The sequence below is a fragment of the Algoriphagus marincola DSM 16067 genome, assembly GCF_000429405.1.
Taxonomy (GTDB): Bacteria; Bacteroidota; Bacteroidia; order Cytophagales; family Cyclobacteriaceae; genus Algoriphagus; species Algoriphagus marincola.
In genome coordinates, this window is the sequence record NZ_AUBU01000001.1 from 221,600 (window position 1) to 234,236 (window position 12,637).

Consider the following 12,637-nt stretch of genomic DNA (forward strand, 5'->3'; position numbering starts at 1 on the left):
AAAAGTAAATCGATCACTAAATGATTTCTTTTTTATCTAGTAGGTTCTCGGTTTACTGATGCCTTCCAATTCTTTACCTCGGTACTTGTTTTAGGCTTTCAAACTGGCAGGCAATGGTATTTCTAAGCTGCATTATTTAATCAGAAAAGATTGCTATTGGGTTTTGAACCCGCTAATTGAGTGCTTAAAATAAAAACTGCATTTCAAACAGTGAATCTTGTTGAAGTATTCAATTGTCATCGGATAGCTAAAATTAATTTATAAAAAAATAAATAAAAATTTGTTCGTTTGAAGTATTGTAATTAATTTTTTCTCATTATCTATTTAAACTCAAATTTTATGGGACCACACACACACACACACACACACACACACGGCTGGTGATTTCCAACTTTCTCGTACAGATACTTGGAATAGCCTAAGCATCGGAATTTGTCTAATCCTTGCCGGCTTGGTATTAGTTTCTTGCTCAGAGTCAGAGTATTCTCCACAGCAGATGAAAGAACTGGAAAGAATTGCGAAAAAATCTCAGATCGACCTAAATGAGCCAGGTCTGACCTTTGCTTCGGCACTGGCGGCTGGATTGAAAGACGAGACATTGAGATCCTTTGTTTTTGACAAAACCCAAGAGCAGTTTGATGGTGATTTCAATTTTTTGTACTACACCGAAAAAAGTACTCCGGTAGGAGGTCCCAATTACAAATCGGTCACCTTTGAAGAGGCCTTGTTTGGGGATCCAAATAGATTTAAAATCAGTAACACCGCGCTGGATTTTGATCCTTTGATGCAGGTGGCCTTGCGGGGCGAGGAGGAGGATTTGTTTGCTATACAGTCTCTGGGTACTGATGTGCCTGTGTTTTACATTTCACCTGATCAGGATTTGGATCAGAACCCTATCGTACCGGTCTTTTATCCGGATGGAAATGTAGGTGAATGGGATATCAATCAAGTGCCAGAGGATCCTGTGCTGATCGTAGGGCTTAACGAACGACTGATCAAAGTAGAGCGAGGAGCTAATCAGCGAATTGCTCTTTCTACCTGTTTGGATGCTTCTGATCCCTATTTTAGTGATGGGATGAATGATTATTATTTTATCGATGATTACATGTGTGGAGGGACTTCTGGAGGTGGTAGCGGAACAGGAGGTTCAGGAGGCAGCGGAACTGGGGGTAGTACGGGTTGTGACCGAGATCAAAATAATAATCCTGATTTCTTAGATAGAGCAAAGTTTGAATCCATGAATTGGATGCGTGAAGCTGAAGGATGGTTAGATGGTGCTCCAGAAGTATATTATATTCTATTTACAGGCTCCTCTCAAGCTAATTTAGCTCAATTACCACCTAAGGCTTTGCCCGTAGTAGATAGAAGTAAGTGGAAAGACTGCGGAGTATTCACCTGTAACCCTGAATGGCTTTTTAATATCAATCTTGAGATGTTCAATTGGGATCCCCAGTTGTATGGTCGTGCTGTTACTATTCGGTTTTTTGAATATGATCCCGGAGATTCGGAGACTAGGAGTTTTAGTATTACTGTCAAAGATGCTGCGGGAAATAATCAAACTTTCACAAGTAGTACAACGGTTTCAAATAATGACTTTGATTTATTTGGTACCCCAATGGAATATTGCGATGATGTTACAGGTTCAGATCTGAAAATCTATACAACAGGAAGGTTTAATTTTGCTGTTAAAATAAATGGTTGAAGTGCGGGCCATACTTACAGCCTGTTTGGTCATAATTGCCGGGCAGGCCGTTTTTTCCCAGAGTTTAAAAGTGGGTTTTGGGTTAATTGATGAGCAAAGGAGGTTCGCTTCCCAAATCTCTTTGGATACTTTAATTGGATATGAACAAACAAACGGATCTACAGATTATCCCATGCCTTTTATAAGTTACCAATACCCGGTTTCTGAAAAGATTCAACTTAACATTGGTATCCAATACCATGTATCCAGAATTGCCTTTGCAGTAGAATATACATCAGATTCTTGGCCGGATCATATCCCTTCAATAGGTAAAGGCTGGGGTACTGCCACTCGAAATATTGAGATTCCCTTAGGTGGAAGTTATCAGCTCATTGGTTCAGAGAAGGTGAAATTATTACTTGACCTTTCCGCTGTTCCTGTTTTTGCAATTCAAGATTTTGAAAAATTGAAGATAGAGCCTCAAGGAATTGATTGGACTCAGGAGGTGATCGACGTACTGAATGCTTCGGAGACTATCCCGAAATCCTTCTATATGAATTTTCAATATGGACTTTCTCTGGAATACAAGCGCTTTGGGCTGACTCTTTTCCGAACGAATAATATCAATCGGTCAATTAGCAATGGATACAATCTTTATGGGCAAGACTATACATATCAGCGAAGGACCCAGTCAACAAGATTGGGTTTGTATTATAGATTTGAATTTAGGAAGGAAAAGGAATAATACTGACTAGTCCTGAATATGCGTTACAGTTTTTAAGGATAAATTTAAACAGCATCGAGTTTCGGCTCGGTGCTTTTTTTACTTATCAGTCTTCAATATCCTCCGCTCCACCTGTTGCTTCAAAATATGATCTTTAGCAAAGGGAATCCCCTCAAATTCATCATTAGCCCAGATGGGAAATAGGTTTTTGTAAAAAGGGCTTTCGGGGTTGCCTGATTGGCCCGGATTGTTGATTCCGATGGTTTTTTCCCAGTCTTCGGTGTCTACTACGATGCGGAAGGAGGCGCCGGAGGTATTATTGTCTCCATAGGCGTTGGCTCCGGGGGTAAAGCTGTAGCCTCCCCGGGGTAGCGTTTCGGTGTTGAGTTTGGCCTGCCATTCGGCATTGACCACTTCGCCTAGGGGATGACGGATTTTGGCGTGTTTGTAATCCGCCTGTCCATATCGCCAGTTAGCGACATTTTTCCCCAGCTTGCCTTCCAAAGCTTCGATAGCTTCCTCGAAACTTGCCATCAATAATTGATTCCGGTTTTCTATCGGGTTTTGATCATAGATCCTAGTAGGATTTTCCATCCACTCCAGCACCCGAGTCAGCTGAATGCTTCCCAGCCAGGGTTTGACTTCATCTGGAATCATCAAATCGGAAACGTTTTGCCTCAGAATTCGCTCCCACATCACATAAACTCCCGCTTCTACTGAGCTGGGAGCCAAAACAAAATCCCAGTTTTCCAGGACCTGACTTAAAGAATCAGCTCGTACAGTTTCAAAAGTTAGATTTTTCAGAAAAGGAACCAATCGTCTTGCGGGCAAAGCCAAATAGTCATTTTGCAAAGCTCCCAGTTCCTCGACCGTAAACTTCTTATCTTGACCCAATACCTCCTTGATTCTCTCCCCTCGAAAATCATCTGCCCATTCATAGCCCAGGGCCTCCGGAAAGCGATAATCTGCTTCAGCTACATTTTGATTGGCTGTAGAAATAAAACCAGATTCGGGGTTTATGGAGTGAGGTCGATCGGCGATGGGAAGGTAGTCATCCCATTCGTAGCGACCATCACCCATGGTGGCAACCAGTCCTGAAAAACCCCTTCGAATGGGGGCGATTCCCGTTGCCTGCCAGCCGATATCGCCTGTTTTATCAGCCCAAACCATGTTTTCCGCAGGAATATTGTTGTAGGTACAGGCATCGCGAAACTCCTCCCAAGTCGTGGACTGATCCATTCGCAGACTGGCGAGATAGGGCGCCGAACCAGGTTCTAACCAAGCACATTCCACCGCCACTGCCTTATTTAAGTCCTCATCGATGAAGGTAACCGGTCCGTGAATTGTATAGTAATGGGTGACGATTTCATCCTCTTTCCCTTTTACTTTCTCTTTCCCTTTTACTTTGATCGTGTCTTGGATACTTTGCATTTCCAGCCATTCGCCCTTGTGTCGGTATTGGCTAGGGTTATCGGGGTTGATATCATAGACTCGAAGGTCTTCATTGTCTGTAGAAAAAATCGTCAATCCCCAAGCCCCATAGTCATTGTGCCCAATGGAAACGCCCGGAATAACAGGCTCTCCCGCTCCAATCACATTCCAACCCGGAGCATTTAGATGAACCCAATAGCGCAAGGAGGGGATGGCTTGTAAGCGATGGGGATCATTGGCCATCATGGGATAGCCACTGGCAGATTTTTCTCCGGAAATCACCCAATTATTGCTTCCCTGTGCAAAGGCATCTGAGTTTAAGGTGAAATTTAATTCTTCTTCAAGTAAGGCAGTGACTTCCTCAAACTCTTTAGTATCCCTTCGAAATTCCTCCATGATGTCTTCCGGCCGAAATTCAACTCTCCTTCGGAATGCCTGATAGGGAGCCAGAATATCTTTCATCAATAATTCTTCTGGGATACCCGGATCCAAATCTAAGACTGGCTCATTGGGATGGAAATAGTAAAGTTCCTTTGCTTTTTCGTCTCCAATCTGACTGACAACCCGGCTGATATCCAATTCGTCCACCACATTTTCCAACAGACCCTGATGACGAGAAATCACCACCTCCCAAGTCCAGAGTTGGGGTTGGATTCCCAGCATTTTAAATTCAATTGGCAGAGTTTCAGGACTGGCCTTAGCTTCCTCGATGTAGGTATTGATACCTGCCACGAAAGAATCTACGATCTCCACTCCGCGAGGATGGTAATGTCTGAGTTCGGTTTCCTTGTCCCCTCGGAATTTGAAAAGCCGGACACCCCGATCCCGTTCTAATTCACGTTCGCCCAAAATCTCAGCTAAAGTTCCTGTAGCTTGTCTCCTCCATAGTTCAAATTGAAACAGGCGATCTTTGGCAGCCAAGTAACCCTGAGCAAAGAATAGGTCCTCTTCATTTTGGGCGAAAATGTGATTGATCCCATTTTGGTCGCGAATGACTTCTACAGACTGATTGAGACCTTGGATTTCATTTTCTTTTTCTGTGCAAGAAAGAAAGATGGTGAGGGAAATGGTCGAAATAAGAACGGAAATGCGAGCTATTTGCATAGGTTTTGATTTTGATAGAAAGTCGAGCTCAAAATACTGAATTCCAACTGCTTTTATATGGATGGAATAAAATCCAAAAAAGAACCCCGGAATATCCGGGGCTCCTTTTCTAACTATCAATCAAAAAATACTACCTCTATGGGTTTTTTCAGCCTACCGAAATTGCCTTTTTAGCTTTTCCTTCAGCTAGTGCTTTTTTAGGAAGGACTAGTTTCAACAAACCCTTTTCGTATTTGGCATCAATGCTCTCTTCGGTGATATTTTCGGGAAGTACAAAAGACCTTCGAATACTCGAATACGAAAATTCCTTTCTTCGATAATCATCTTTTTCCACTTCTTTTTCGTCCTTTTTCTCTGCAGAAATATTGAGAATGCCATCCTCCACTTCTATTTTGAAGTCCTTCTTTTCAAATCCCGGCGCCGATAATTCTATTTTGAATTCCTTTTCATTCTCGATAACATTGGCTGAGGGAACCTCCGCAGATTTGTCTGCGAACCACAATTTTTCATCCCAGTCGAAGGGATTCTCTGCGCCAAAGAAGTCCTGGACCATTTTGGGCCAAAAACCTCTATTTCGTTTTGCTAAAGTGCCCATGATTGAAATTGATTTTGTTGACTTAAATTTCGACTCTCTTCCTGAAATTTGGAATGACAAAAGTCAGGAAATCAGCTGATTGAGATCAAATTAAACAAAGTGTTAAACAGAAGTAATTTTTGAAAGCAATCTTATAAATCTGTATTTTGGTTGAAAATTGAACTAAGTGATGACACATTTTTCCAGAAGAGAATTGATTAAAAAACTCGGATTGCTTTCAGGCATGACTTACCTGACCCCTTATGCATTCTCAGCCTGTGCCGAACCCAAAAACTCCGAAAAGAAACTGGGAGTTGCATTAGTCGGCTTGGGCTACTACAGCACGGATCTTTTGGCTCCAGCTCTACAAATGACGAAGCATTGCTACTTGGCAGGTATCGTAACCGGAACGCCCGAAAAAGAGAAAATCTGGATGGATAAATACGGGATTCCAAAGGAGAATGTGTATAACTATGAAAACTTTGACTCCATCAAAGACAATCCCGCTATTGATGTGGTCTATGTGGTCCTTCCACCCTCTATGCATCGAGAGTATGTGGAGCGGGCCGCTGCGGCCAAAAAGCAGGTTTGGTGTGAAAAGCCGATGGCGGTCACTGCCAATGAATGCCAAGCCATGATCGATGCTTGTAAAGCAAATGGGGTCAGCCTATCCATCGGCTACCGTTGTCAGCATGAACCGAATACCCTAGAGTTTCAGCGAATAGTCAAGGAAGGACTGCTAGGTCCAGTTCAGCGGGTAGAATGTGCTGCTGGTTATCGGGAAAACCGCACCAATCATTGGAAACAAAAGCGGGAGATGGGAGGTGGAGTGATTTACGATATGGGGGTTTATTCTATTCAAGGAGCCCGACTAGGGAGCAACATGGAACCTATTGCTGTCAAATCTGCCAAAGTCTGGACCGAAAGACCAGACATCTACCAAAATGGGTTGGGTGAGATCGTGGAAGCCGAGTTAGAATTCCCCGATGGAGTGACTGCTTGGATCAAAACTAGCTTTGCAGATAATATCAATTTTTTAAACATCCATTGTGAAGACGGCACGATAGAAATGGCACCCTTTCAGGCCTACGCAGGAAATCGCGGAAAAAGTCCGCTAGGTGAAATCAACTTCCCATATCAAGTCCCTTGGCAGCAAGCCAATCAGATGGATAGGGATGCGCTTGCCATTATGAATAATCAAGCGATGAAAGTGCCTGGTGAGGAAGGCAAGCGCGATATTCGAATTGTTGAAGCCATTCTAGAATCAGCGAAGACTGGCGAAAGGGTCTTGATTTAAAAGGATTTAGCTTTTGAAATCTTTATGATTTATTTCTAATTCTCCTTTATAATCGATAAGGTATTCTGGAAAAAACCAGTTCCTGCCCATTCGTTTTTTTGATTGTGAATTGGTCAACATTTACCCCATAATACCATCGGATAAATTGGCACTGATCCTCAAAACTTTCAGGTGAAATTCCATTCACTTCCATAATTTCTTCTCCCACTTCTATAAGCTCGTCTTCTGGAATGAGCCCTACAGACTTGCCAGAGATGACCACTTTGCCATTTTGGTAGTTTAAATTAAGGTAATTTGGATATTTAAACGGTCCGGGATTATCTTTTAGATTAAGGTAGTAAGCGGACTCCGAATTGTTGATAATCGTTTGATGGCTCAAGTGAGCGAAAAAGCCTATTCCTAGTTTATTTGCAGTTGGATACTCAAATGTAGCCGGTACCTGAGGGAAAGACTTTCCAGCGATCCTGAGACTATCTAAAAGTATAATGGAGGTAGGGATCACAGTCTGACTGACTGCGCCCGTATTTAAGCTTATGTTGGGATTATCTAATCCAAGCGATTTTTTGGAAGCTAAAAATTCTTGAATAGAACTCTGCCTGTCAGAAATATCCAGTATTCCTGAGAATCCGGTGTCGATGAGGATATTTTCGAAATCAATTCCCTCAAAGCTAAAATCCAAAAAAGGCCGATTTCCCATATATTTCACAGGGATTTTCATAAAATGGCTTTCTACGGGAAAGGGTTTCAGCGATACCTGAATAGTTTTTTGTTCGAAATCAATCTTCCAATTGAGCTTCTGAATAACATTGGACCCGAGAAGGTAGTAATCATGACATACCAAATAAGGCATATCTGTCAAAAGGTTATTGACATTAGTAATTTCAAAGCCTCCTATCTCCACCAGATTAGTAATTCCTGTTCTTACTCTTTTCCGCTCCCGGTTGGAATCCCTCATCGTCATTCGTTTGCTTTTTTTGGAAATTCCTCCCTTTTCAAGGATGTTTTCACCAGCTAGCCCCATAGCAGCTCCAGTATCAAAGGCAAAATCAATTTCTTGGCCGTTCATTTTTCCTTTGAAAACCAAAAGCCTGGCGTCCATATGAAATGGAATCGTAAAGACTGTGTCTTCTTTGGATTGGGCTTGGAGAAAATTGGGCGTGAGAAAAATAAAAACGGCAATACTCCACAAGCAAGTGAGTGAAAGCTTCTTAGGATTCAACATGCTGATCAATTAAAATGGTATTTCCATCAGGGTCAAAAAGAAGGATACTTGCAGGACCTGAGCTATTTGGGTCGGCTTCCTGAGCTAATGGAATTCCGGATTCCTTTAGTGATTTTTGAATTTTTCGTACATCGTCGAAGTTGCCCACTTGTTGCGCTTCCTGATCCCAGCCGGGGTTGAAAGTCAGGATGTTTTTTTCGAACATTTCATGAAAAAGGCCAATCAAAGTCTGATCGTTTTTCATGATCAGATAGTTTTGTTCCATGCTTCCAGCAAAAACAGCGAATCCGAGTTGTTCATAAAATGTTCTGGATTTTAATAGGTCTTTGACAGAAAGACTGATGGAGAATGCGCCTAGTTTCATGATCTTTAAGTTTAAAATTTCATGTGTTTATAATTTGATTTTCAAAGGCCACATAGCTTGTCCCGAACTTGATTCGGGAGAATCTCGCAGTTATAATCATCCCTCTGTGTGACGGGTACGTCATGCTCGATTTCAAGAAATTACAAATTTTCAATCAAAATAAACAGTCTGCCCCTTCTCAGCACTTTCCTTTGCTGCTTCCAAGATTTCCATGACCAAGAGATTATTTTCTAGGGAATAAAGATCAAAGTTCGGCAAATCTAGCTCTCCTCTGACCACAGCTTTGAGCATCAGGAATGGATCGGGGTAGGGAGGTGGGAGCTCGGGAAGATTAAAAACCTGCTCCTGAAATCCATCATAGCCTTTTGCTAATCGAGTCCGGAGTTGGTTTCGATTGTCTGCATAAATCACTCCTTTTTCAGCATGGATTTCCATGTCTTTTCTGCCAATGGGCCAGTTCCAAGAAGCTTGGATAATCAATTGCTTGTCAGGGTAATTGACGATGATGGTAGCATCATCCTCTACCTTGGGATTATTTTCAGGTTGAAGCTGCTGAGTGATGGCCGTCACTGAGATGGGCCGTTCACCTTCAGTGAGCCAAGTCATCAGATTGGCTCCGTAGCAACCAAAATCCATCAAGGCGCCTCCTCCATTCAACTTGGGGTCGGTTAACCATTCCAAAAATTCTGGGCCCACACCAATCTTTTTTGGTCCTCGGTGACCATCTCTGACAATTATTTTTACTGCTTTGCCAAATTCTCCTGACTCCAAAATCTCTTTGGCTCGATGGTTAGTAGGATACCAACTCGTCTCGTAATTTGTCAACAGGTGAATCCCATGTTTTATTGCCAAGGCTTCCATTTCGCGGACATGAGGCAAACTAACTGCAAGGGGTTTTTCGACCATGACGTGGATTCCTCTTGGAGCTGCCTCTTGGACAATTTTCAGGTGATCGAAGGTGTTTCCAAATGCGGCGATTGCTTCAGGTTTAGTCTTCTCAAGCATTTCTGCCAAGTCATCATAGACCAAGCTCATGGAGAAACCGAACTGATTGGCATATTTTTCAGCAAGCTTTCGGTTACTTTCTGCGATACCTACAATTTCATAATCGCCTCGATCCATAGAAGATAGAACCCAGCCTACATGTCCGTGGCTCAGGCCTCCTACCGCCAGTCGAAGTTTTTCAGTTTGTGCCAATGCGATAATGTGCATTCCAAAAAGGAGAAGGCAAATGATGAGCTTTTTAGTCACGGGTTTCTAGTTATAAGTATATCTAATGGAATCAATCTGTAAGCGGAGCCAAGTCCAATCCCTTTCAGGGAGTTTCCAAGTTGCATTCATTGTGCTTGGGATCCGAATACCCTCAAAATCTCGGTATTCTTCCACTTTCAAAATCCAGGGGAATCGTTTCGAATCTTCTTTGTTTTCATAAAATCGCAAAGCTTCGAATCGAACAAAATCACCACCATCATTGAAATGAAATGTTCCGCTTCCCGAAGTTTGATTTATTTTCAAAGTAGCTTCTGCCGTATATTTATCTAGTTCTTTCCAACTGATACCGGGATGAAGAGCCAAGCTAGGCATCCAAACAAGTTCGCCTAAAAACCGCTGTAGGCTTCCCTCATTGATTTTATCTCCGCTCTCGTCCACAATCGGGATAGCTGCTCCAATACGAATAAGCATTTCACCTATTCCATCTTTGAATTGATCTCTACCAAAAATCTTAAAACCCGGAATCATATCCATCTCTACTTGCCAGTGGAAACCAAGCGGATCCAAACTGCTCACTTGAAAAGCTTGGGCTTCTTTCCAATCCTTTTGAGCCGGTTTCATTTTCATCTGGGCAGTTTGATGGATTTCAGCAGAGATCATGGGACTTTCCATGCGGTATCCTGATGCTTTCAACCATTTTTGGATAGCAAGAGGTAGTTCTTCTGTTTTTCTCAGATCAGGAATACTTCCCGATTCCTTAAATACAGCTTTTTCTGAGGTGATTTTTTTCTCCCAATTAGCCTGATAGATCATTTGTATTGCTACAAATAGGAGAATCAAATTGGCGATACTACCGAATTTTGCATCCTGCCAAACTGTGAAAATCAGAACCTGCGAAAGGACAACAGCTGCGAGACCAAGGTAGCCAGCTAATGGTTTCTCCAGGAAAGCAGCTAGGGCAAAGGCTAAGAACAGCAAAGCCCCAATTAGCCAAAAAACGCCTTGAGTTGTAGAAATAGGCTGGGTGAGCTGTTGGATTTCAGCCAATTTGAATGCCTTGAGAAAACCCATCAAATGGATTAAGCCATGCAGGCAAGCAAAAAAAAGTAAGGCCGTTTTCATTTTTTTATGATTTGTGCTTGAGCTTCCTCCAATTTTGTAATTTTCTATCCATAATCAAATTTTGCGTAGCTTACTTCACCAAAATTATCCTCCTGAATCTGATGAAATCGACACGATTAAAATAATCAATAAATAGGCAGGTAATTACCCCGATTTGTCGGGGTCAATCGTCATCCCGAAGGCTTTCGGGACCATCAGACCATAGAAAATCAAAAATAAACTGATGAAAAATATCCCTTTCAAACTCTTGTCCTTGGGGCTGTTATTTGCAGCCTGTGATTCTCAAGAAACCTATCAATTTCAAGTTTCTGATCTAGAGCCTCATATAGATACCTTGTCATCGGATTATTTCGAAGGGCGAATGCCTTTTTCCGAAGGAGAAAAAAAGACAGTAGACTATCTCCTGCAGGAGTTTCAAGAAATTGGCCTCGAACCTGGTAATGGAGATTCCTTTATTCAGGATGTTCCCTTGGTATCTATTCTGACTTCGGCTTCCCCAACAATGGAGATTTCATCAGAAGATCAAAAACTGACCTTGGAAGGGCTGAAAGATTATGTGCTTTGGACTCAGCGGACAGAGTTTGAGGTAGCCTTTGTGGATGTGGAAATGATTTTCGCAGGCTTTGGTATCGTCGCTCCAGAGTATGGGTGGGATGATTATAAAAACATCGATGTGAAGGATAAAATCGTCGTCGTCCTGGTCAATGATCCGGGCTTTGGTACAGAAGATCAAGATTTTTTCAAAGGAAATACCATGACCTACTATGGGCGCTGGACCTATAAATACGAAGAAGCTATTCGTCAGGGAGCTTTGGGTTGCCTGATCGTTCACAATACGATTCCGGCTGGTTATGGCTTCAATGTGATTCAAAATTCATGGAATGCCTCCAAGCTTTACTTGGATGATCGAGGAAAAGATGACTATAAGTTGGCCTTTGAGGGATGGGTGACCTTGCCTACAGCAAATAAGCTTTTTGAAATGGCTGGATTAAATGAGCGAGAACTTTTGGCCAAGGCCAGAAAGGCGGATTTTGAAGCGATTCCCATGAATTTGAAAGCTAGTGCAAGTATGGAAGTGGAGGCTACCTACAATACATCCAAAAATGTGGTTGCCAAGATTACAGGCTCCACAAGACCCGAGGAATATGTGGTTTACACCGCCCATTGGGATCATTTGGGAATCGGAAAGCCGGATGAAAAAGGAGATAGCATCTACAATGGAGCTTTGGATAATGCATCTGGTACAGCAGCTCTATTGGCAATTGCCAAAGCTTTTAAGGAAAGTGAGCAGCCTGAGCGTTCTGTGATTTTCTTGGCTGTAACGGCAGAAGAACAGGGACTTTTGGGTTCGGCTCATTACGCCCAAAACCCGATTTATGACCTAGAAAAGACCGTTGCCAATATCAATATGGATGGAATAAACCCTTACGGAAAAATGCGTGACGTTTCTGTCATTGGTGTTGGACAATCCGAAATGGAAGACTTATTGGACGTGGAATTGGAAAAGTTGGGGAGGTATTCAGCTCCCGAGCCTAATCCAGTTGCAGGCTACTATTTCCGTTCTGATCATTTCAACTTTGCCAAAGTGGGTGTGCCAGCACTGTATTTCCACACGGGGATCGATCATGCTGAAAAAGGGAAAGAATATGGAAAAGAGTTGGCTGCCCAGTATACCGCTGAGTACTATCACAAGCCTTCGGATGAGTACGATCTTGGAAGATGGAATCTGGACGGAGCGGTAGATGATGTGCAGCTACTCTTCAATATCGGTCAAAACCTTTCTAATAGTAGCAATTGGCCTAATTGGAAGGCTGGTTCTGAGTTTAAGGCGGTGAGAGATGGGTATATGAAGAAGTGATTGGGAAAGGAATAAAGGGCTTGCTTTGAGAAAAGCGTCACCCTAATT

The 12,637-nt window shown here is 42.5% G+C and carries 10 protein-coding genes; 4 read left to right on the top strand and 6 right to left on the bottom strand.

The genetic code is table 11. From position 1 onward, the window contains the following. Positions 1-451 precede the first annotated feature (451 nt). Both G457_RS0101000 and G457_RS0101005 read left to right on the top strand, forming a co-directional pair. The gene (locus tag G457_RS0101000; protein ID WP_155847057.1) at positions 452-1,702 is read left to right on the top strand and encodes a hypothetical protein; all 1,251 of its coding nucleotides are present in this window, start codon (positions 452-454) and stop codon (positions 1,700-1,702) included. Continuing rightward, positions 1,695-2,426 carry a hypothetical protein gene (locus G457_RS0101005; RefSeq protein WP_026944813.1) on the top strand — a complete coding sequence of 244 codons (732 nt, stop codon included), beginning with the start codon at positions 1,695-1,697 and terminating at the stop codon, positions 2,424-2,426. The genes G457_RS0101000 and G457_RS0101005 overlap by 8 nt, the downstream gene beginning before the upstream one ends. Before the next feature lie 78 nt (positions 2,427-2,504). On the opposite strand, the gene G457_RS0101010 is transcribed toward G457_RS0101005, so the two are convergent. Next, complete coding sequence (locus G457_RS0101010; protein WP_026944814.1) at positions 2,505-4,940, bottom strand: penicillin acylase family protein; 2,436 nt, start codon at positions 4,938-4,940, stop codon at positions 2,505-2,507. A gap of 148 nt (positions 4,941-5,088) precedes the next feature. After that, positions 5,089-5,535 (bottom strand): Hsp20/alpha crystallin family protein, encoded by a 447-nt coding sequence (locus G457_RS0101015; RefSeq protein ID WP_026944815.1) that lies wholly within the window; start codon positions 5,533-5,535, stop codon positions 5,089-5,091. Between the two features lie 169 nt (positions 5,536-5,704). On the opposite strand from G457_RS0101015, the gene G457_RS0101025 reads away from it, so the two are divergent. Continuing rightward, positions 5,705-6,811 carry a Gfo/Idh/MocA family protein gene (locus tag G457_RS0101025; protein WP_026944816.1) on the top strand — a complete coding sequence of 369 codons (1,107 nt, stop codon included), beginning with the start codon at positions 5,705-5,707 and terminating at the stop codon, positions 6,809-6,811. Positions 6,812-6,857: 46 nt separating this feature from the next. Here the strand turns inward: G457_RS0101025 and G457_RS0101030 are convergent, their stop codons facing one another. The 4 genes from G457_RS0101030 to G457_RS0101045 form a co-directional block, all read right to left on the bottom strand. After that, positions 6,858-8,033 carry a retropepsin-like aspartic protease gene (locus tag G457_RS0101030; RefSeq protein WP_026944817.1) on the bottom strand — a complete coding sequence of 392 codons (1,176 nt, stop codon included), beginning with the start codon at positions 8,031-8,033 and terminating at the stop codon, positions 6,858-6,860. Beyond that, on the bottom strand, positions 8,020-8,397 hold the full coding sequence (locus G457_RS0101035; protein WP_026944818.1) for a VOC family protein: 378 nt from the start codon (positions 8,395-8,397) through the stop codon (positions 8,020-8,022). The genes G457_RS0101030 and G457_RS0101035 overlap by 14 nt, the downstream gene beginning before the upstream one ends. A gap of 150 nt (positions 8,398-8,547) precedes the next feature. Continuing rightward, complete coding sequence (locus tag G457_RS0101040) at positions 8,548-9,648, bottom strand: Gfo/Idh/MocA family protein (protein ID WP_026944819.1); 1,101 nt, start codon at positions 9,646-9,648, stop codon at positions 8,548-8,550. 6 nt (positions 9,649-9,654) lie between these two features. Continuing rightward, complete coding sequence (locus G457_RS0101045) at positions 9,655-10,731, bottom strand: DUF6544 family protein (protein ID WP_026944820.1); 1,077 nt, start codon at positions 10,729-10,731, stop codon at positions 9,655-9,657. Positions 10,732-10,954: 223 nt separating this feature from the next. Here G457_RS0101045 and G457_RS0101050 point away from each other — a divergent pair, with 223 nt between their 5' ends. Beyond that, positions 10,955-12,589 (top strand): M28 family metallopeptidase, encoded by a 1,635-nt coding sequence (locus tag G457_RS0101050; RefSeq protein WP_035482913.1) that lies wholly within the window; start codon positions 10,955-10,957, stop codon positions 12,587-12,589. The last annotated feature ends 48 nt before the right edge of the window (positions 12,590-12,637 follow it).

Coding starts and splice junctions, on each gene's coding strand:
- G457_RS0101050 (WP_035482913.1), top strand. CDS start 10,955: ATGAAAAATATCCCTTTCAAACTCTTGTCCTTGGGGCTGTTATTTGCA.
- G457_RS0101030 (WP_026944817.1), bottom strand. CDS start 8,033: ATGTTGAATCCTAAGAAGCTTTCACTCACTTGCTTGTGGAGTATTGCC.
- G457_RS0101045 (WP_026944820.1), bottom strand. CDS start 10,731: ATGAAAACGGCCTTACTTTTTTTTGCTTGCCTGCATGGCTTAATCCAT.
- G457_RS0101015 (WP_026944815.1), bottom strand. CDS start 5,535: ATGGGCACTTTAGCAAAACGAAATAGAGGTTTTTGGCCCAAAATGGTC.
- G457_RS0101010 (WP_026944814.1), bottom strand. CDS start 4,940: ATGCAAATAGCTCGCATTTCCGTTCTTATTTCGACCATTTCCCTCACC.
- G457_RS0101035 (WP_026944818.1), bottom strand. CDS start 8,397: ATGAAACTAGGCGCATTCTCCATCAGTCTTTCTGTCAAAGACCTATTA.
- G457_RS0101005 (WP_026944813.1), top strand. CDS start 1,695: ATGGTTGAAGTGCGGGCCATACTTACAGCCTGTTTGGTCATAATTGCC.
- G457_RS0101025 (WP_026944816.1), top strand. CDS start 5,705: ATGACACATTTTTCCAGAAGAGAATTGATTAAAAAACTCGGATTGCTT.